The following is a 19,357-nucleotide window of genomic DNA, read 5'->3' on the forward strand; positions in this document are numbered from 1 at the left end:
GTCCGGGCCTCGGCCCGCCCGCCCCAGGACCGTTCCGCCGGCTGGCCGCTGTCCCACGGCCGTTCCTCGGCCTGACCACCCGCCCACGGCCGCTCGTCGCGCCGGGCGGACCAGCCGCCCCGATCGTCACGCTGGGCGGCCCGGGAACCATCCGGTTCCGCGGCGTGCCACGACGACTCCTCCGCGCCGGTCGACCACCTGCCCGGGTACCCGCCGGCCACCCCCGGGTCGGCGCCGTCGACCACCGTGTGCCGGGTCGTCACGTGCACCGTCTCGGTGTGCCGAAGCACCGGACGGCCCGGCGGCTCCGGCACCGGGCGGGCCATCCCGTACACCCCGGCGGACGCCGTGGCGGCGGACCGGTCGGTTCGGCCCTGACCGGGTCCACCGACGGCGCCGTTCTGGCCCGGGACGACGCCGTACCCGCCCGCCTGGCCGGTGCCGGCATGCTCGGTGCCGTACCGGCCGCCGACCGGCTCGTCGTCGCGGTCGATTGCCGACCGGTGCCAGGTCGCGGGCTCCTCCACCGCGTGGCGTCGCCCGTCCTGCGGGTCGTGATGGGTCTCCGGCACCGGTACCCGCGCCCGGCCCGGCCCGGCCGGCTCCTCCACCCCGGTCCGCCCGGCGGCCCCCGCCGCGATGGCGTCGAGACGTCCGCGCAACGCGATGACCTGGTTCTCCACCCGCTGCGCCTGGTCCAGCGCCTGGTTGCCGCGCTGGGCGGCGGCGACGATCTCGGAACGCAGTTCCCGGCGCAACTGCTCCAACTCGTCGAGGAGATCCGGCGCCGGGCCGCCCGAGTCGCCGCGCAACGCGATCGACAGGCCGATCAGGACCACCGCCATGATGGCCAGCACGGCGGCGAACCGCAGTGGGCCGTTACCGTCGGCGACCAGCAGGATCAGTGCCGCGACCGGCGCGATCGCCACCCCGATCCAGAACAGCACGGTCAGCAGCTGGGGACGGCGCTTGTCGCTGAGGGCCGGGGCGGGCATGGCTTCGGAGCCTACCGACAGATGTCCGGAGTGGGAACGGCCCGCGACCGCGGATCCGCGTCGGGTGACCGACGTTCAGGCCCGACCACCGAGGCTGGCCAGGCCGACGACCCAGCCGGCGAAGAAGCCGTACGCGGCACCCGTCTGCGTGGTCTGGAAGTCGGCGAGCAGCGTCCCACCGGAGGTCAGCAGCGCCGCCAGCAGGGTCCCCACCGCGCCGGCGAGGACGTACGCCGCCCAACCGGAGAAGAACTGGTTGAGCGATCCCTGCACCCGGGCCACCTGCGAGGTGGGCAGCAGGTACAGGAAAACCACCGCGAAGACCACCAGCAAGATGGCCCGCAGGTCGGTGGCGAGCACGCCCTGCCCCGGTTCGACGGCCGTCAGCCGCCAGGCCGGCCAGGCCAGCAGGCGCAGGAACCAACCGCCGGCTGAGGAAGGGTCGGTGTTGGCCTCGGCCCAGGCGACGTACCAGGGGCTGCCGCACACCCCGACGAGGATCAGCGCGGCGATGGCGCCGGTTCCGGCGGCGGTGCCGTAACCGGCGGCGGCGCGGGGCTGGTTGGTGACGGCCATGCGGCCGGAAGTTCCCGGGCCACCCCGGCGGGCAAACCTTCGCCAGCCGCCGACACGACCGGTCAGTGCTTCATCAGGTAGTCGATGAACGCGGCGCGCAGCAGTGGTGCCGACTCCTGGTAGCCGTGCCCGGTCAGTTCCCGCCACAGCGCGACCGCCTCGTCGATGGTCGGCCCGACCGAGTTGGGCGCCCCGTCCAGGGCGGCGGCCTCGTCCGCGTTCGGCAGGTGTCGCAACACCGACCAGAAGAAACCCACGTCGCGCCGCTCCCGGGCCAGCGCGAACGCCTGTTCCCGCAGTTCCTCCGTGGAGAGCGCGTCGAGCTCGTCGAAGTCGCGGCCGGTGCCGGTGGAAGGAGTCTCGGTCATGCCCGCGAGCCTAACCGGCGAGATCACACCCGGCCCGCCGGATGCGGCCGAGCGGACCCGGCTACCGGTCGCGGTCGTCCCACCGATTCGGCCCGGTCTCCCAGTGCGGGGCGTCCCACGGGTCGCGCGGCGTCTCCGTCGTCGGGGTCGGCAGCGCCGGCGTCCACGAGTCGGTCCGGCCCGGGCGGGTCAACGACCATCCGGAGCTGATCGTGCCGTCGCCGGCCGGCACCGGTTCGGCCGCCTCACCTGCCGTCGGGCGGGGTCGGCCGAACGTCTCGACCAGCCGGGTCACCATCAGCCCGACGGCCAGTGCCGCCGCACCGACGGCCCACCGGTTCAACGGCTGGCCCTCCGTGGTCGCCAGAGCGAGGACCACGGCGACCAGGCTCACCGCGAGCAGGGTGCCGAAAATCCCGCCGCGCCGGCCGTACGCGCTGGTGCCGCCGAGCAGCGCCACCCCGACGGCCAGCACCGTCCGGTCCAGCCCCGGCTCCGGTGCGACCGACCCCGTCCCGTTGGCGGCGAGCAGCACCCCGGCCAGCAGGGCGAGCACGGTGGAGGCGACCAGCGCGGTCGCGGTGACCAGGGCCGCCGCCACCCCCCGACGGCGGGCCGGGTCGCCCACCGCCCGGAACCGGCCGACCGTCCGGCGGACCGCCCGGATCGCGGCGAAGAGCCCCCCCAGTACGGCGACGGCCGCGAAGCCGGCGAAGAGGTGGAACGCGACCCGGCGTACGTCGTGGTCGCCCTGCACGGACACCGGCGCGGTGCGGCGTTCGATCCAGACCACCACCGCGGCCGCCGCCGCGAGGCTGGCCGCCCAGCCGGGCACGTGCAGCACCGTGACCGCGAGGGCCAGGACGAGTCCGCCGAGCACGGCGACCGCCAGGGCCGGCACCAGCGCCTCCTGCAGCCCCCGGTCGCCCTGCTCGGCGAGGTGCAGCGCGGCGGCCACCGCGACCGGACCGACGGCCAGGTTCACCGCTGCGGTCCGCAGGCTCAGCCCGACGGCGAGGGCGAGCAGGCCGAGGGCGACCACGTCGACGAGGAGAATGTGCAGCCGCTCCCCGCGCACCGCGTCGACGTCGGCCCGCGCGAGCAGCACGACGAGCGCGACGAGTCCGACCAGGAGCAGCGCCTCCCAGATCAGGTGTACGCCGATCCGGTCCCGGCCCGACTCACCGTGCCCGGGATCACCGAGGTCCGCGGCGGCGGACAGGCCCGGCAGCTCCGTCGGGAAGACCCGACCCGGCTCGTCGTACGCCATCCCGCGCGCCTCCCCCTGCCGGCCGTCGCCGTTGACGGCGGCCTGCTCTCCGGTCGCCAGGGACGGTACCTGCGTGCCGGGCCGTGCGTAACCCTCCGTTCACCGCCGGGGCGGCCGGCTCTGCCGGTTGCCGGGTTCCCGGTCCTCGTCGTCCTCCTGCTCGGGCACCCGGCAGGCGCGTTCCAACCAGAGCGCCGCGGCGACCAGGGCGAGCGCGGCGAGCAGGCCGGCACCGGCGGCGGGCCGGTCGTTGACGGCGGCCCGGGTGTCCTCGATGAAGAGCCAGCCGGTGAGGCCCGCATAGAAGCCGGCGAAGATGGCTCCGGCCAGCGCGGAGGCCTTGGCCAGCACCACGAACCGGGCGACCAGCAACGGGTTGACCGGTTCCCGTCCGGGCCGGCGTTCGATGCGGCTGCGGGTGTTGGCCGCCGCGTACGCCTCCAGCACCGCGAGGGCCGCCAGGGTGACCACCGGCAGCCAGGGCAGGCCCGAACCGAGGTTGCCGTAGAAGGCGCTGATCAGCAACCAGGCGACGGCCGCTGCGGCGAGTGCGGCCACCACCAGGGTGGAGATCCGGGTGGGCCCCATCCGGAAGCGGTCCGGGTCGCCCCCACGCGGGGTCTGCGCCTGGGTCATGGGTCCGACTCTAACGGCAGATCCGGGCAGGGGCGCAGTTCCAGGGCGTCACCGGCCAGCGGCTCGGCGTTGAGCAGGTCGGTGAGCCAGCCGTGCCCGGGCAACCGGCCGTGGGGTTCGATGTCGATCCACGGGCGGAGCACGAAGGCCCGCAGGTGCGCGCGGGGGTGCGGCAGGGTCAGTTCCGGGTCGTCGCTGAGCACCGGTCGGCCGGTGTCATCCCAGACGGCGACGACGTCGACGTCCAGGGTGCGCGGGCCGAACCGGCGGCGCGGGTCGCGAACCCGGCCGGCCGCCTCCTCGGCGGCCCGGGCCCGCGCCAGCCAGTCCCCGGCGGTCGCCGCCGGGTCCACGGCCAGCACCGCGGCGTTCAGGTACGCGGGCTGGTCCGCGTCCCCCCACGGCGGGCTCTCGTACACCCCGGAGACCACCCGTACGCTGTCGCCGAGCGTGGCCAGGGCGGTACGCAGGTGGGCGGGGCGGTCGCCGAGGTTGCTGCCGATCGACAGCACCGCCCGGGTCACCGGGTCCGCCGCATGGTGACCGCGACGTCGGCGAAGGTGTGCGGGATCGGCGCCTCCGGCTTGTGCACGGTGACGGTGGCGGCGGCCACCCGGGGCTCGGCGAGGCAGACCGCGAGCAGCCGGTCGGCGAGGGTCTCGATCAGGTTGACCGGCTCGCCGGTGACCACGGCGACCAGCCGCTCGGCCAGTTCGCCGTAGTGCACGGTGTCGCTCACCTGGTCGGAGCGGGCGGCCGGGGCGAGGTCGAGTTCGAGCACGGCGTCGATGACGAAGTCCTGCCCCTGGGCGCGTTCGAAGTCGTACACGCCGTGCCGGCCACGGGCCCGCAGCCCGGACAGTTCGATCCGGTCGGTCATCGGACCACCCCGTCGCGGCCAGCGGTCGGGACCGCGTCGGCGGGTCCGGTCCAGGCTCCGGGGGCCAGCCGGGGACGGCCGGTGGCCACCCAGACGGCGAGCGCGTCGACCGTGCCCCGCACATCGTGCACGCGTACCCCCCAGGCGCCGGCGGCGACGGCGAGCACACTGGTCGCGGCGGTGGCCACCTCCCGGCCGGCGGTGGGACGGGGGGTGCCGGCCGGGTCGGCGAGCAGCCGGCCCAGGTACGACTTGCGGCTCGCCCCGAACAGCAGCGGGAAACCCAGGTCGACCAGTTCGGGCAGGCGGGCACTGAGTTCCCAGTTGTGCGCGGCGGTCTTCGCGAAGCCGAGACCCGGGTCGACGATGATCCGGTCGGCCGTGACCCCGGCGGCGAGCGCGGCGTCGATCCGCCGGCCCAGTTCGGCCCGGACCTCGGCGACCACGTCGGTGTAGGTGGCCAGGTCCCGCATGTCACGGGAGTGGCCGCGCCAGTGCATGAGCACCCAGGGGCAACCGGCGTCGCGGACCACCCGGGCCATGTTCGGGTCGGCCAGGCCGCCGGAGACGTCGTTGACCACGGACGCCCCGGCGGCGAGCGCGGCCTCGGCCACCGAGGCGCGGCTGGTGTCGATGCTGACCGTGACGCCCGCGGCGGCCAGCGCGCGGACGACCGGGACCACCCGGGCCGTCTCCACCGTGGCGTCGACCCGGTCGGCGCCCGGGCGGGTGGACTCGCCGCCGACGTCGACCAGCCGCGCCCCCTCCGCCCGCAGTCGCACTCCGTGTGCGACTGCGGCGTCGAGGTCGGCGTAGAGACCGCCGTCGGAGAAGGAGTCGGGCGTGACGTTGAGGACGCCCATCACCACCGGGGCCCCGTCCGGTACCAGATCGGTCACGACCCGACAGTACCGGGCGGGCGGGGGCGGTCCGGCGGGCCCCGACGGCGGCCCGGAAGTGGAGGCTGACGTGGCTATTGGAACAGGTGTACGATCGGTCGTCCGCGCCGTTTCGGGTCCACTCTTCGCGGGTTGTCGCAAAGGGGGGCGGCCCGTACGCTGTGGAATTGCCCAGCATCGAGACGGCGAAGCCTGGAGGGAGGGCCGAAGCGGGAAGAATCCCCCCAAAGCTCACCACTCTCCGTGGTGGACACCGAACGCAGCGCTGCGAACGCTGCGCACAGTGAGCAGTTCCCGCCAGGCTTGCCCACCGCACCGCCGCGGCACCGCCGGCCGCGTTATGGGGAGGTTCCAGTGATCGCCTTCGAGCTCATCGAGACGACGTCGTCCGGCGTCGTGCAGGCGCTGCACACCCTGGCGTCGGCCCCGCTCGCCGAGCCTGCCCCCAAAGGCATCGACACCAGCGGTGTCGTCACCTTCTTCGCCAGCAAGATCGCGCCGATCCTGCTCGCGGTGCTCGGCGTCATCTTCATCGGCCGGGCCAGCCGGGGCGAGATCTCCAAGGTGTTGACGAGTTCCGCCATCGCGATCGTCGGCCTGGCGTTCATCGCCGGCGCGGCCACACTCTTCTTCGTGGGCGACTACCTGATCGACCTGATCTTCGAATAGGCGCGGGCAGAAATGCGGCTGCGCACCGACGACGACATCTACCGGGCCCGACTGGTCTACCTCGGACCGCCCGGCTACACCCTTCCCGTCCACCTGCCGTACGCCCAGTACGGCCTGTTCATGCTGCTCGTGCCCCTCTACATGTTCATCCACTGGCTGTTCACGTTGCAGGTCGAACTCTTCCCCGCCTGGGAGATCGCCCTCGCGATCGTGACCACCTCGTTCATCTTCCGGTACGTCGACCCGGACCGGCCGGCGCGGATGGTCATCCGCACGGCCCTGACCGACTGGCGACGCACCCGGGAGCCGGCCGCCGAGCAACGCGACCCCCGTCTGGTCGGCAGCCGGATCAGGATCCGGGAGGAGCTGGCATGACCGGGCGCACACCGATCGGGCAGTCGAACCACGCGGGTGAGGCGGTCGCATGAGTCGCTCTTCCACGCCGGGTTACCCGGCCGGACGCCACGATGCCCCGCACGGTAACCGTGCGCGGTCACTCGACTACCCCCAGCAGGAGCTGCCCGACGAGGAGGCATACGACCCCGCCCTCGTTCCCGGCTCCCGCACCAGCGGTGTCGGCGTCTTCCAGGCACCCCGCCCGACCGGCGGCCGGAGCAGCCCGCCGGTTGAACCGGCGACGCCGATGCTGGCCGGAGACGGCACCGACATCGACTCCCCCTTCCTCGACCTCTTCGGAGGCACCGGCCCGGCGACCCGGCCGGCCGCCCTGCCGCCGCGCACCGCCGGTCGCGAGCACCCGCCGGTTCCACACCAGCCGGTCACCCCGCCGCCACCGGTCCCGCCGGCGCCCCTCGTCGGAGCCGAGCCGGCCGCACCCCCGGTGGCCGAGCCGGCCGCGCGCCAGGTGGAGGCCGAACCGGCCGCGCCCGTCGTCCGAGCCGAGCCGCCCGCGATCGAGGCGGCTCCCCTCACCGGCCGGCCGGCCCGTACCCGGGTGCCGCAGCAGCCGGGCGACCGACTCCCGGCGGTCCGGCCGACGACCGGGCTCGCGACGCCGGCCGACCGTCCGGTGGAGACCCCGCCGCAGCGCGCACCCCGACGGATGTCCACCGCACCCGTCGGCGAACCGCTCACCGCCCGGGAGGCCGCCGAACGGATCCGCCGCGAGGCCACCGAACGAGCCCGCCGTCAGGCAACCGAACGCTCGGCGCGACCGCCCGCCGAAAGGGCACGGCCCGAGCCCGTCCCACCGGCACCCCCCGTACCCGTCGCACCGCCCTGGCCCGAGGAGGCCGAGCCGCTCCGGATCGCGGCCGGGTCCGCCACCGACGTCGGCCACCCCGACCCGACCGAAGCCGGCCGGCGGGAACTGACCGAGGCGGTCCCGCCGGCACCGGCGGAACGGACCTCCCGGGAACTGGCGCCGCGCCAGCGCGCGGCGAGCCGACGCGACACCCCGACCAGACCCGTCCGGGTACGCCCACCGAAAATCAAATTCGGCGACCGGGACCCGTCGATCGATCTGGCGATCACCGAGATCGCCGGGCACCTGACCTTCACCCCGAACACCGTCACCGCCTGGTACTGGCTGCCCGAGGTGCGCTGGGCGTTCCGCCCGGACGCCGAACGGGAGGCCCTGCTCTCCGCCATCTCCGAGCAGTACGCCGGCCTGGCCGGGTTCCGACTGCACCTGCGCCGCACCACCCGCCCGTTCCCGGCCGACGAGTGGGCCCGCACCATCGACGCCCACACCACCTCGCCGCTGCCCGACGTCCCGGGCACCGCCGGCTGGGCCGACCACCTGGTGGCCGCCCAACGGCACCTGATGTCGGTCAACCACGCCGAGGGGCAGACCTACCTGGGCGTCACCTTCGCCCGCCGGTCGCTCGGCGACTCACTCACCGAGCGACTGCTGCGGGTCTTCGGCCGGGGCACCGCCGACGGCGAACGCCGCAAGCTGGGCCGCACCGTCGAGCAGTTCGACGAGGTGCTCGGCGCGTTCGGGATGCGCGGGCGCCGGGTGACCGCGCAGGAACTGGAGTGGTTGCTCTACCGCTCCGTCGCGCTCTGCATGGCCCCACCCGGGGTGCTCTCCCCGGTCACCAACGGCCGGTGGGAACGGGGTGACCTGCTGGCCCTCACCGAACAGGTCGAGCGCTACCGCACCCCGTACGGCTCGACGTTGAAACTGGTCAACCGGATGACCGGCGAGGAGCGGCACGTCGCCGTGCTCGCCGTCGGACGGATGGAGCCGCTGGAGATTCCCGAGCGACACGAGCCATGGCTGCACTTCCACGAGCGGTTGCCCTGGCCGATGGAGATCTCCACCCGGGTGGACATCCTCGGTTCCAACGACTCGTTCCGTAACCTCGAACACCGGCTGCGGATGATCCGCTCCCAGCAGCTCGACTACGCCGAACACGGCATCGACGCGCCACCGGAGCTGGAACGGCTCGCCAAGCGGGCCCTGGTGATCGGCGACGAGATGACCACCGGCCTGCCGGTGGACTCGGCCCGCGCGCACGGCTGGCACCGGATCGCGGTCGGCGGCCGCACTCGCGAGGAGTGCCTGGAGCGGGCCCGCCGGCTCATCCAGCTCTACTCCCGGGAACTGCGCATCTCGCTCCAGCACCCCAAGAACCAGGACTGGCTGGCCCGCGAGTTCATCCCCGGCGAGCCCATCGCCAACACCGGGTACGTCCGCCGAATGCCGGTCAACCTGCTCGCCGCGGCGCTACCGCAGGCCGCGTCCACGGTCGGCGACCGCCGCGGTGACCTGATCGGCCGGACGGCCGGCACCTGCCGGCGGCCGGTCTTCCTCGACCTGCACTTCCCGATGGAGGTACGGGAACGTTCCGGCCTCGCGGTCTTCGTCGCCGAACCGGGCGGCGGCAAGTCGACCCTGCTCGGCGCGCTCGGTTACCTGGCCGCCCGACGGGGGGTGCAGGTGACCCTGCTCGACCCGTCCGGCCCGCTGGCCCGGCTCTGCGCCATGCCGGAACTGCGGCCGTACGCGCGGGTGTTGAACCTGACCGGTTCCGAACCGGGGACGCTGGCGCCGTACTCGCTCATCCCGACGCCGCTGCGCAGCGAGTTCGGCAGTGGGGCGGCGGGCGACCGGGAGTTCGAGATCGCGGTCTCCAACGCCCGGGCCGAGCGCCGGATGCTGGTGCAGGACATCTGCATGATGCTGGTGCCACCACAGGTGGCCCGGGAGGCGTCTACCGCCACCCTGTTCCGGCACGCGGTACGACAGGTGCCGGCGGAGGAAGCCTCCACCCTGGACGACGTGGTCGCCTGCCTGCAGGGGATGGACGACGACGCCGGGCGGGAGCTGGCCAACCTGCTGCTGGACACCGCCGAAATGCCGCTGGCGATGCTCTTCTTCGGCCGCCCGCCGGAGGGGCTGCTCGGCGCCGACGCGGCGCTCACGGTGATCACCATGGCCGGCCTGCGGCTGCCCGACCTCAAGATCGAACGCGAGTACTGGTCGGCCGAGGAAGCCCTCGCACTGCCGATGCTGCACACCGCGCACCGGCTCGCCGTCCGCCGCTGCTACGGCGGCTCGATGTCGTCACGCAAGTTGGTCGGCCTGGACGAGGCGCACTTCATGGAAGGCTGGCGCTCCGGCCGGTCGTTCCTGGTCCGCCTGGCCCGAGACTCCCGCAAGTGGAACCTCGCCGCCCTGGTCGCGTCGCAGAACCCGAAGGACATCCTCGGTCTCGACGTGCAGAACCTCGTCTCCACCGTCTTCGTCGGCCGGATCGCCGAGGACACCGAGATCGCCTCCGAGGCGCTGCGGCTGCTCCGGGTGCCGGTGGACGACGGGTACGAGGCGACCCTCGCCTCCCTCTCCGCCGTCGACGCCACCTCCGCCGCCCGGCTCGGCTTCCGCGAGTTCGTCATGCGCGACGTCGACGGGCGCGTGCAGAAGGTCCGCGTCGACGTGTCGTACGTGGAAGGGCTGCTGGAACACCTGGACACCACCCCCGCCGCGGCCGCCCAGGCGGCCGGGCAACTGCCGACCGTCCTGGCTGATCTGGAGGCGTGACATGGCGAGGGCCCGGGCACGGATCACGGCGCTCCTCCTCGCACTCGGCGTGCTCGCCGGTGCCACGCTCGCCTGGCCGGTGCTCGCCCCGACACCGGCGCTCGCCGCCCCGGCACCCACCCCGGCCCAGGCGAGGGCGGAGCTGTGCAGCACCGAGGAGTGGCAGGCCGACTTCCGCGCCTGCGTCGCGAAGCTCCAGGAAGTCAGCGAGGACCAGGTGAAATGCCGTAACGCGCCGGTCCCGTCGGCACCCGATTCAGGGCTGGCTGGATGGTTCGCCTCCCAGCCGGACTCGTCAAAACTTCCCGGCCCGAAGGGCCTCTACAGCGACTACGGCTACGCCGGCTACAGCTTCGCCACGTACGACCTCGACGAAGGCTGTGCCTCGTCCGTGCTGCACCCGGAATACAAGTTCACGACGACAGTGGCCAATGGGGAGTTCATGGTCGCTACCGCGATCGTGGGCGCTTCCAACGCGCTACGCGAGCGGGCCTGGAATCCGCGTTCGATGTGGAACTGGGCCGACCCCCTGGTGGAGAAGGCTACGAAGGCTGTCTACCAGAAGGTGTTCAGCGTCTTCGGGATCATCACGCTCTGTGTCGTCGGCCTGTACCTTCTCTGGCGCTCACGCCAGTCGGACATGAGCAATGCGATGACCACCGCCGGCTGGGCACTGCTGGTGATGGTGGCGGTCACGGCGCTGGCCGCTTGGCCGGTCAAGTCCGCGAGCATCGCCGACGGCACCCTCATAACCTCGCTCGGCGTCGTCCACGACGCCGTCGGCCCGGCTTCACGCGACATACCTGCTGACAAATGTGCGCTACCCAACCCGGACGCTTGTGTGGACAAGCGGCCGCCGGCCGTGCGGGCGAGCGACACCGCCACGGAGTCGATGCTCTACCGGAACTGGTTGCGCGGCGTGCTCGGGTCGGCGGACAGTGAAACTGCCAAGAAGTACGGGCCCGCGCTCTACGACGCCAAGTCACTGTCCTGGGAGGAAACGCAGAAGCTGCGGCAGAACCCCGGTACCCGCGAGGCGACCATCAAGGCCAAACAGCAGCAGTGGGCCCGCGTTGCCGAACAGATCAGCAGGGAGGACGAGGAGGCCTACGAGTACCTCAAGGGCACCCGGGACATGGACCGGATCGGCTCCGGTTTCATCGCGGTGCTGGCCGCCCTGCTCTTCGCGATGTTCGACCTGACCGCGTCGTTGCTGGTACTGCTCGGTTTCCTGATCTTCCGATGGGCGGTCATCGCCGCACCGATCCTCGGCACCATCGGCCTCCTGCGACCGGCCAGTGCCGGCCTACGCCGGCTCGGCAACGCGGTCGTCGCCGCCGTCTTCAACATCGCCATCTTCGGCACCGGCGCGGCGATCTACCTCTTCGCCGTCGACCTGATCATGAGTACGCCGACCCTGCCGGGTTGGCTCCAGGTGGTGCTCGTCTGGCTCTGCGGCGTGGTCGGTTGGCTGCTGTTGCGCCCGTACCGGCGGATCACTCAGCTCGGTGGTAAGGACAGCAGCGAGGCGGTCAGCTCCGCCGGCTCGTGGCATCGCCGCTTCTTCCGCGACATGCGGGTCGCCGCCCGGCTCGACGCGGCCGAGCCGGGCGGTACCGCCGAGCCCGTTCTCGCCCGCAGGCGCGGCCTGGCCCTCGAACCATCACCGCTGCGCCCCGAGGCCCGCGCTGAGGATCCGTCGCATTCGCCCGCGAGCCGCGAGCCCCGGGAACGCCCGGATGGCCGGGAACGCCCCGACGAGACGGACCAACGGCAGGAAAGGGTACCTACGGCCGAGAAACCACCGGTTCCGCGTCCCCGCCGCCGGCCGGCGAGCTGGACGGAGCCGGACGTGCCGGAAGAGGCTCCCTCCTTTGTGGTGTACCGGCCCGATTCGGCAGAACGGGCGCCGGCGCCCAAGCCGGCACCCCGGGTACGCTCCGAGGCCCGGTGACGGCGATGCGGCGGGCGCTGGAACTTCTGTTCACCCGAGTCCTACGGTCCCGGTTCGGCATCGCGGTCGCGATCGCCGTGCTGGTCTTCGCGGTGATCGGATCCGCCCGGTTGGTCTCCGGTCCCGGCGGTTCGACCAGCGGGCTGAGCAGTCGTCCCAGCCAGCCCATCACCACCGTGGATCCGGAGGAGGGCGACGACGGCGTGCTCGCCAGCCCCGCGCCGCAGTCTCCGAAGACCCTGCCCGGGGAATTGACCCCGGAGCAGACCGCAGGCCGGTTCGCCACCGCGTGGCTCGGCGGCCCGACCAGCACGGCAGAGAAGTGGCAGGCCAGCCTGCGCCCGCTGGCGACACCGGAACTGATCGAGAAGCTGGGTGACGGGGATCCGACCAGTGTGCCGCCGGAGAGGGTCACCGGGGCGGTGACCCTCCGCCCCCGGACCGAGGCTTTCGCCGAGGTCCTGGTGCCGCTGGAGAGTGGCCGGCTCCGACTTGAGCTGGTCGCGCCGGACGGGCGCTGGCTGGTGGACGCGGTCGACTGGGAGCGGACATGAACACCGAACCGTCAGGGGGCGAGCAGCCCCGTCGCCGGCTTCGGGTCGGTGCGTTGCTCACCGCGCTGACCGCCACCCTCACCCTGCTGTGCTGCGGCGGCGGCAGCGCCGCCTTCTTCCTCACCAATCTCGGCGGCGACCAGGAGACCCTCGTTTCGAACGAGATCGCCTGCCAGCAGGACCACAAGGTCAAGGTGACCGGCGACATGCCCCGGATGTCGAGGTACGGCGACAGCCAGCTGCGCAACGCCGCCATCATCATCAGGGTCGGCCAGGAGATGAAGGTGCCACCCCGTGGCTGGGTGATCGCGGTGGCCACGGCCATGCAGGAGTCGGCCCTGCGCAACCTGGCGAACAGCACCGTCGTGAGGTCCCGGCAACTCCCCCACGAGGGTGTCGGTCGGGACCACGACTCGGTCGGCCTGTTCCAGCAACGCGCCGGTTGGGGCAGTGTCGCGCAACGCATGACGCCCGAGTACGCGGCCCGGAAGTTCTACGAGAAGCTGCTCAAGGTCAACAACTGGCAGCAACTGCCACTGACCCTGGCCGCCCAGAAGGTACAGATCAGCGCCTACCCGGACGCGTACGCCAAACACGAGGAAGTCGCGAGCCAGATCATCAACGTCCTCGCCGGTGGTGCGGCCAAGACCGTGCAGATCGCGAACAGGGCGGTCTGCGACCAGGCTTCCGGCGACAACATCGCCGCCTCAGGGTGGACGGCTCCGATCCCGGGCAGGGTGGGCTCCGGCTTCCGTACCGCGAGTCGGCCGCGGCACAACGGGGTGGACATCGCCGCCCGCAAGGGCACTCCGATCCACGCCGCCGCCGCCGGCCGGGTGCTGGTGGCCCGGTGCGATCCGGACCACAATGGCCGCCGGGACTGTGACGTCGACGGGTCGCCCGGAAAAGGTGGATGCGGGTGGTTCGTCGACATTCTGCACGCCGGTCGATACGTCACCCGCTACTGCCACATGGTGGAGAAGCCGTTGGTGGTGCCCGGCCAGGTGGTGAGGGCCGGCGAGGTCATCGGGCGGGTCGGCAGCAGCGGTAACTCGTCCGGGCCACACCTGCACTTCGAGGTGCACCGGGACGGCGACCGTTCCTCGCTGAGTGCCATCGACCCGGTGCACTTCATGCGGCAGCGCGGGGCCGCCCTGACCGCGTCGGCGAAAGTCGCCCAGCGATGAGCGATCCGCTCCCGGATCCCTTCGCTGGTCAGCCGGACTGGGCCCCCCGGCCACCACGTCCTGTGAAGATCGTGCCGGCCACCGGTCGGGTGGAGCTGCGCGGCCGGCGGGTGCTGGTCGGGCTGCCCCGCCTGGGTTGGCGCGGCGACCTCCGGGCCGACGAGCGGGTGGTGCAGGGAAGCAGCACCTACGTCCCGGTCATCCCCGAACACGAGTGGTACCGCGCCGAGTCGGACCAGGTCGAGGTCTTCGCCCCGCTGGTGCCCGTCGAACGGGTGTGGGTGGAAACCCTCGGTGACCACACCACGCGGCAGGCACCCCGCACCGAGTCCGGCATCCGGCTGGTCTCCCTCGACGGCCCTAGCCACCGGTCCCCTACTCCCGTGTTCGAGGTCGACTCGGTCGCTGGTCGGCGGGTGGTGTACGTGGAGGACGGGGTCGAGCGCCGGGATCTGCGGGCTGTGACCGAAACCTACTCCGGCGCCGAGGGTGACATCTGTGTGCGGGTCACTTCGGAACTGGAGTGGTACCGCTGGGCCTGGCGTGGTCAGCCCCCCAGCACCATGGAGGTGCCGGTGCACTTGCTGTGGATCGAATGAGGTTCAACCGGCAGGGGCAGCTTCACAAACGCGCCAATGGTCGCGCAGTTGCGTCCGAAACCGCCATCGTTGGCGATCACTCTGGGTAATTCCCTCGACCAACGCGGAGATGATTAAAACAGTCTCGACCTGAGCATTGTTGCCGTCTCGACGGACCTCAAGAGCACCCCAACTCACCGTGATAGTCGTGTTGAATCGCTCCTCACGGACGAGTAGATCATCTCGCAACAGCTGCAACTGCGAGCGCTCCTTGGCGGTTCCGCCTTCGCAGACCAACTGATCGGCCCGGATGTCGTTCCGGTTGACGAGGAACTCGCGCAGGTAGTTGTCCACCACCACGTCCGGTGCGCTCCGATCCGGTGCCGTGGCCCGGTCGTACAGCACGTAACCGATCGCCGCCCCGCCGACGCAGAGCAGCGCCATCACCGCCGCGGCCACACTCAGGACGGTGCGGACCCGTCGCTGCTTCGGAGGCGGCACCGGGGTGGTGACGGGTGGCGCGAGCTGATCCGGAGGGGTCCGCTGCGCCGGTACGCGGGAGACCTGGGAACCGGCGGGGGGCTGCACTGATTCCACTCCCTGAGGCTATCGGCTGAACCGCCCGCACCCAATGCCCCAGATCCTGCGGATGGTGACAGGACGACCCCGGGACGTGAGAGTTGCCCACCAGGTACGACAAGCCTGGCGCAGCGCCGGGCAGCTTCCCCGGCGGGCGACCCCACCTGGGATACGGTCTGCTCGGGGAGGTTTCCAACCTCGGGAAGAGGGGTGGACACGGTGGCCGGTCCGAAGGGTCGCACGAACCGTGCCGCGGCCCTGCACCGGCGGGCCGCCGCCACGGCCGCCGCGGCGGCCAACGTGCTCGACGAGATCCGTCCCGCCCCGGCCGACCAGCGCCGGCAGTACGAGCTGGCGGACCGGCTACGGACCGCTGCGGCCCGGCTCGCCCCGGGTTGGGCCGGTGCGGGGCTGGAGTCACTTCCACCGGACACCCCGGCCGGCGAGGAGAACCCGCCCTTCGTTCGCGTCGGCATGGCCGCGCCGCTGGACGACGCCCGTTTCCCGGCTCTGGTGCCGCTGCTCGGCACCGGTCACCTCACGTTCGACGTTGATGCCCGGGAGCCCCGGTCGGTAGGGCTGCTCCGGGCCGTGCTGTTGCGGTTGCTGGCGGCGACGCCGGCCGGTTGCCTGCTGGTCCGCGCGGTGGACGGGGTGGGTGGGGGCGACACGTTCACGCCCTTCGCGGCCCTGGCGGACGCCGGGCTGCTGCCGCCGCCCGCGGTGGACGTGACCGGCCTGCGCGCCATGCTCACCGAGGCCGAGCAGTGGGTCTCCCCCGGCGCGGGCCGTCCCCGCCGGCACGATCGGACGCTGCTGCTGGTCGTCGCCGGGTTCCCGGCGCACACCACGACCGACGACCTGGCCCGGCTGGAGGCACTGGCCGGGTCGGGCCGGCAGGCCGGACTGCATCTGCTGGTCGCCGGTTGGCCGGTGGCCGGCCGGCCGCCGCTGCCGCAAGCGACCCGGCTGGCGTTGCGGACGGCGTACGCGCTGCTGGGCGATCCGCCGGGCAGTCCGTTCAGCGGGCCGGGCGCCGAGTCCGGCGGCGGGCTGAACGCTCCGGTGTTCGTGGACGAGGATCCGGGGACGGAGTTGATCGGAACGGTCTGCCGGCGGTTGGCCGCGCAGATCGAGGCCGGTTCCCGGTTGGGCCTGACCGAGTTGCTGCCGGCGGAGACGGACCCGCTGTGGCAGGCCTCGTCCACGGCGGGGCTGTCCACCACGGTCGGTGACGCCGCCGGCCGGGCGGTGACCGTCGGATTCACCGAACTCACCCCGCACTGGCTGGTCAGTGGCCGCTGCGACGCGGGTCGGGCCGCGTTCCTCACCACCGCGCTGCTCGGTCTCGCCGCCCGCTACGGCCCGGACGAGTTGGTCCTGCACCTGGTGGATCTCGGGGAGAACGAGTCCTTCGTGGAGTTCCTGCAGACCGAGCGGGACCGGACCTGGATACCGCAGGTGCGGTCGGCGGCGATGGCCGCCGACCCGGAGTACGTCCGGGACCTTTTCGACCAGTTGACGGCAGAAGCCCGCCGGCGGGAGGAGGCTGCTGCCCGGGCCGGCGGGCAGCGCTTCGCCGAACTGCGGGAACACCAGTCGCTGCCGCGGGTCGTCTGTGTGCTCGACAACTTCCCGTTGCTGCTGGCCGACCGGGATCCGGTCGCCGCCGAGGTGTTGGCCCGGTTGGACGGGCTGACCCGTGCGGGGCGGGCGTACGGCGTCCATCTGGTCCTGGCCGGCGCGGGTGATCTGGGCATCGGGGCCGGTGCCGCGCCCCGCGACTCGGTGCTGGGGCAGTTTCCCGTCCGGGTTGCGCTCTCCGGTGGCGGCGCGGTGCTGATGCCGACCAACGACTCGGCCGCCGGGCTGGCGGCCGGCAGTGCGGTGGTGAACACCGCGGGTGGCCTGGGCGGGCCGCGTGGCGCGACCCGGGGGCACGAACGCCTGGTGCGGTTCCCGGATCCGCACGATGACCCGGAGACCGTCGAGCGGCTGCGGCATCGGCTTTTCGCGGCCCGGCCGGAGGGGGCGATCCCGCCGGTGGTCTTCGCCGGTTGGGCCCGGCCGCTACTGGGTAATGATCCCCGGATGCGGGCGGCCCTGGCGGGGCGGGCCGGCGGGCCGGCGGCGCTGCTCGGCCGGGCGGTGGACGTGGCCCGGAGCACCGTCGCGGTGCCGTTGGGCCCGGTGGCGGGGCGCAATGTGGCCATCCTGGGCGCGGGTGCGGAGGCAGCCGAGCTGCTGGTGACCGCCGTGCGGAGCACGGCCGCCCACCACGCGCCGGGCAGCGCCCGTTTCGTGCTCGCGCCGCTGGCCGACGGCACGGCCCCGTTGGTGGCCGCTCTGGCCGCCGAGCTGGCGGAGCGGCACCGGGTGCGGACGGTGGACGGTCCGGGCCTGTCGAGCGTGGTCGGCGAGGATGGGCCGGCGTACCTGGTGGTGTTCGGGGCGGACTCGGCCCGGCCGGCGGAGCTGCCGGTCGAGCGGCTGCGGGCGCTGCTGCGGGACGGGCCCCCGGCGGGAATGCACCTGTTGGGGTGGTGGCGTACGGTGCCGCCGTTCGCGGCGCTGCTGGATCCGGAGGGCGCGGTGGACAAGCTGGCGGCCGTCGTGGTGGTGGACGTGCCGGGAGCCACGCTGGGCGGGGTCTTCGGCCGTCCGGTGCAGTGGCGACCCCGCCCCGGCCGGGCAGTGCTCTTCGACGGCCCGGGTGAGCGGGGGGTCGTGCTGGTGCCGTTCGCCGCCGACGAGGCGGGGTGGTCGTGAGCGGGGCGGCGGAGACGACGGGACCTCCCATAGGTGGGGTTGGGGTCGACGGACTGTCCCGGCAGCGGGTCGGTGACGAGCCGGTCGGGGCGGTGGCGGACCCGTGGACGGAGTACCTGGCCGCCGCCCGACAGCTCGACGGGGTACGTCGTGCTGCGGCGACCGCCGCGGTGGAGCAGGCCCGGGCGGTGGAGGCGGCCCGGGAGGAGTTGGTTCGGGTGCATGCCCGGTTGGCGCCGCAGCAGGCCCGACTGCGTGGGTTGGGGGTACCGTCGATCTCGCTGACCCCGACGCCGCCGGAGCTGACCGAGGCGGCCCGGTCGATGGTGGGGGGTCCGGCTGCGGTGCTGACGGCGCTGCGGGTGGCCCTGGGCGTGGTGGACGCCGCGGAGGCGACGCTGGCGACGCGGGGGCCGCTGCGCCCGTCGGCGTGGCCGCCACGGTTGCGCAACCTGCTGGTGTATGGCCCGCTCGCCCTGCTGGTGCCGCTGGCGCAGCTGGTGCTCTTCCTGGTGGCGGGGACGGGCGCGGTGAGCGTCGCGGCGCTGGTCGTCGGGGTGCCGATGCCGGCGGTGGCGTTCGCCGTCGGCTGGGTCGCGGTGGGGCGGTTCTTCCCGGCCGCTGCCGGCGAACGGCTGGACCGTACCCCCCGGCTGGGGGCGCTGACCTGCCTGGTGCCGGCGGTGGCGACCACCGCCGGGCTCATGCTGGCGATGCTGGGCGGCTGATCGCCGAGGTCAGCGGGGAATGATCAGGGCCATCGCCTCGGCCCGCGACTTCGCGTCGTGCTGGAGGGTGCCCCGCACCGCCGAGGTGATGGTCTGCGCACCGCTCTTCTGGATGCCGCGCATCGCCATGCACATGTGTTCGCATTCGAGCACCACCACGACGCCGCGCGGCTGCAACCTGCTCATCAGCAGGTCGGCGATCTGTGAGGTGAGCCGCTCCTGCACCTGGGGGCGGCGGGCGAACACCTCGACCAGTCGGGCCAGCTTGGACAGGCCGGTGATCCGGCCGTCGGGGCCGGGGATGTAGCCGATGTGGGCGCTGCCGCGGAACGGCAGCAGGTGGTGCTCGCAGAGGCTCATCACGTCGATGTTCCGGACGAGCACGAGTTCCTCGTGGTTGGCCTCGAAGGTGGTGCTGAGCACCTGGGCCGGGTCGACCCGCAGGCCGGCGAAGAGTTCGGCGTACGCCCGGGCGACCCGGGCGGGGGTCTGCCGGAGTCCGTCGCGGTCGGGGTCCTCCCCGACCGCGATGAGGATCTCCCGGACCGCCTTCTCGATCCGGGCGAGGTCCATGGTGTCCTCGACCGGCCGGCCGGTGAGCTTGCCGCTGATCAGCCGAGCGGCGACGTAGTCGAGCGCCTCGTCACCGTCGGGCTCGGTGGACGAGGCGGCCAGCCCCGGGTGGTGGTCGGGGCTGGCCGCG

General features: G+C 73.0%; 18 protein-coding genes and 1 pseudogene. 9 read left to right on the plus strand and 10 right to left on the minus strand.

Going from position 1 to position 19,357, the window contains the following annotated elements; genetic code table 11:
* The 8 genes and pseudogenes from E1182_RS13360 to folP all read right to left on the minus strand — a co-directional run.
* Positions 1-995 (minus strand): annotated as a pseudogene (locus E1182_RS13360) (hypothetical protein); the annotation flags it as partial.
* Positions 996-1,070: 75 nt separating this feature from the next.
* Positions 1,071-1,571, minus strand: coding sequence for a hypothetical protein (locus E1182_RS13365; RefSeq protein WP_132264689.1), 501 nt, complete (start codon positions 1,569-1,571; stop codon positions 1,071-1,073).
* Positions 1,572-1,633: 62 nt separating this feature from the next.
* Complete coding sequence (locus tag E1182_RS13370; RefSeq protein WP_132264691.1) at positions 1,634-1,939, minus strand: hypothetical protein; 306 nt, start codon at positions 1,937-1,939, stop codon at positions 1,634-1,636.
* Positions 1,940-2,000: 61 nt separating this feature from the next.
* Entirely contained in the window at positions 2,001-3,209 is a 1,209-nt protein-coding gene (locus E1182_RS13375) for an ABC transporter permease (RefSeq protein ID WP_132264693.1), read from the minus strand.
* Between the two features lie 99 nt (positions 3,210-3,308).
* The gene (locus E1182_RS13380) at positions 3,309-3,797 is read right to left on the minus strand and encodes a DUF3180 domain-containing protein (RefSeq protein ID WP_371687545.1); all 489 of its coding nucleotides are present in this window, start codon (positions 3,795-3,797) and stop codon (positions 3,309-3,311) included.
* Positions 3,798-3,841: 44 nt separating this feature from the next.
* On the minus strand, positions 3,842-4,369 hold the full coding sequence (gene folK / locus E1182_RS13385) for a 2-amino-4-hydroxy-6-hydroxymethyldihydropteridine diphosphokinase (RefSeq protein ID WP_132264698.1): 528 nt from the start codon (positions 4,367-4,369) through the stop codon (positions 3,842-3,844).
* On the minus strand, positions 4,366-4,725 hold the full coding sequence (gene folB, locus E1182_RS13390; RefSeq protein WP_132264700.1) for a dihydroneopterin aldolase: 360 nt from the start codon (positions 4,723-4,725) through the stop codon (positions 4,366-4,368). Before folB ends, folK begins: the two co-directional genes overlap by 4 nt.
* Complete coding sequence (gene folP / locus E1182_RS13395) at positions 4,722-5,624, minus strand: dihydropteroate synthase (protein WP_207921388.1); 903 nt, start codon at positions 5,622-5,624, stop codon at positions 4,722-4,724. The genes folB and folP overlap by 4 nt, the downstream gene beginning before the upstream one ends.
* A gap of 354 nt (positions 5,625-5,978) precedes the next feature.
* Here folP and E1182_RS13400 point away from each other — a divergent pair, with 354 nt between their 5' ends.
* The 7 genes from E1182_RS13400 to E1182_RS13430 are packed head-to-tail and all read left to right on the plus strand — an operon-like array spanning position 5,979 to position 14,599.
* On the plus strand, positions 5,979-6,293 hold the full coding sequence (locus tag E1182_RS13400) for a hypothetical protein (RefSeq protein WP_132264737.1): 315 nt from the start codon (positions 5,979-5,981) through the stop codon (positions 6,291-6,293).
* Positions 6,294-6,305: 12 nt separating this feature from the next.
* Positions 6,306-6,668: a hypothetical protein gene (locus tag E1182_RS13405; RefSeq protein WP_088976442.1), complete on the plus strand. Its 363-nt coding sequence runs from the start codon at positions 6,306-6,308 to the stop codon at positions 6,666-6,668.
* Between the two features lie 49 nt (positions 6,669-6,717).
* A complete protein-coding gene (locus E1182_RS13410) occupies positions 6,718-10,305 on the plus strand; it encodes an ATP-binding protein (protein ID WP_132264702.1) in 3,588 nt (1,195 codons plus the stop codon).
* Between the two features lies 1 nt (position 10,306).
* Complete coding sequence (locus E1182_RS13415; protein WP_132264704.1) at positions 10,307-12,259, plus strand: MFS transporter; 1,953 nt, start codon at positions 10,307-10,309, stop codon at positions 12,257-12,259.
* The gene (locus tag E1182_RS13420; protein ID WP_132264706.1) at positions 12,256-12,813 is read left to right on the plus strand and encodes a hypothetical protein; all 558 of its coding nucleotides are present in this window, start codon (positions 12,256-12,258) and stop codon (positions 12,811-12,813) included. The genes E1182_RS13415 and E1182_RS13420 overlap by 4 nt, the downstream gene beginning before the upstream one ends.
* Positions 12,810-14,000, plus strand: a complete 1,191-nt coding sequence (locus E1182_RS13425) for a M23 family metallopeptidase (RefSeq protein ID WP_132264708.1) — start codon at positions 12,810-12,812, stop codon at positions 13,998-14,000. Before E1182_RS13420 ends, E1182_RS13425 begins: the two co-directional genes overlap by 4 nt.
* Entirely contained in the window at positions 13,997-14,599 is a 603-nt protein-coding gene (locus E1182_RS13430; RefSeq protein WP_132264710.1) for a hypothetical protein, read from the plus strand. The genes E1182_RS13425 and E1182_RS13430 overlap by 4 nt, the downstream gene beginning before the upstream one ends.
* A gap of 3 nt (positions 14,600-14,602) precedes the next feature.
* Here E1182_RS13430 and E1182_RS13435 read toward each other — a convergent pair whose 3' ends face one another.
* Complete coding sequence (locus E1182_RS13435; protein ID WP_132264739.1) at positions 14,603-15,166, minus strand: hypothetical protein; 564 nt, start codon at positions 15,164-15,166, stop codon at positions 14,603-14,605.
* A 201-nt stretch (positions 15,167-15,367) separates the two neighbouring features.
* Between E1182_RS13435 and E1182_RS13440 the strand changes: the two genes are divergently transcribed.
* A complete protein-coding gene (locus E1182_RS13440) occupies positions 15,368-17,926 on the plus strand; it encodes an FtsK/SpoIIIE domain-containing protein (protein WP_132264713.1) in 2,559 nt (852 codons plus the stop codon).
* A 53-nt stretch (positions 17,927-17,979) separates the two neighbouring features.
* On the plus strand, positions 17,980-18,654 hold the full coding sequence (locus tag E1182_RS13445; protein ID WP_243706202.1) for a hypothetical protein: 675 nt from the start codon (positions 17,980-17,982) through the stop codon (positions 18,652-18,654).
* Between the two features lie 9 nt (positions 18,655-18,663).
* On the opposite strand, the gene folE is transcribed toward E1182_RS13445, so the two are convergent.
* Positions 18,664-19,329, minus strand: a complete 666-nt coding sequence (gene folE, locus E1182_RS13450; protein WP_132264715.1) for a GTP cyclohydrolase I FolE — start codon at positions 19,327-19,329, stop codon at positions 18,664-18,666.
* Positions 19,330-19,357: the final 28 nt, after the last annotated feature.

Origin of the sequence: Micromonospora sp. KC721 (genome assembly GCF_004348355.1) — a bacterium.
Lineage (GTDB): Bacteria > Actinomycetota > Actinomycetes > Mycobacteriales > Micromonosporaceae > Micromonospora.

Excerpts from the sequence above, each read along its gene's own strand:
- E1182_RS13415 (WP_132264704.1), top strand. The coding sequence starts at position 10,307 with ATGGCGAGGGCCCGGGCACGGATCACGGCGCTCCTCCTCGCACTCGGC.
- E1182_RS13380 (WP_371687545.1), bottom strand. The coding sequence starts at position 3,797 with ATGGGGCCCACCCGGATCTCCACCCTGGTGGTGGCCGCACTCGCCGCA.
- E1182_RS13375 (WP_132264693.1), bottom strand. The coding sequence starts at position 3,209 with ATGGCGTACGACGAGCCGGGTCGGGTCTTCCCGACGGAGCTGCCGGGC.
- E1182_RS13410 (WP_132264702.1), top strand. The coding sequence starts at position 6,718 with ATGAGTCGCTCTTCCACGCCGGGTTACCCGGCCGGACGCCACGATGCC.
- folB (WP_132264700.1), bottom strand. The coding sequence starts at position 4,725 with ATGACCGACCGGATCGAACTGTCCGGGCTGCGGGCCCGTGGCCGGCAC.
- E1182_RS13405 (WP_088976442.1), top strand. The coding sequence starts at position 6,306 with ATGCGGCTGCGCACCGACGACGACATCTACCGGGCCCGACTGGTCTAC.
- E1182_RS13365 (WP_132264689.1), bottom strand. The coding sequence starts at position 1,571 with ATGGCCGTCACCAACCAGCCCCGCGCCGCCGCCGGTTACGGCACCGCC.
- E1182_RS13370 (WP_132264691.1), bottom strand. The coding sequence starts at position 1,939 with ATGACCGAGACTCCTTCCACCGGCACCGGCCGCGACTTCGACGAGCTC.
- E1182_RS13430 (WP_132264710.1), top strand. The coding sequence starts at position 13,997 with ATGAGCGATCCGCTCCCGGATCCCTTCGCTGGTCAGCCGGACTGGGCC.
- E1182_RS13425 (WP_132264708.1), top strand. The coding sequence starts at position 12,810 with ATGAACACCGAACCGTCAGGGGGCGAGCAGCCCCGTCGCCGGCTTCGG.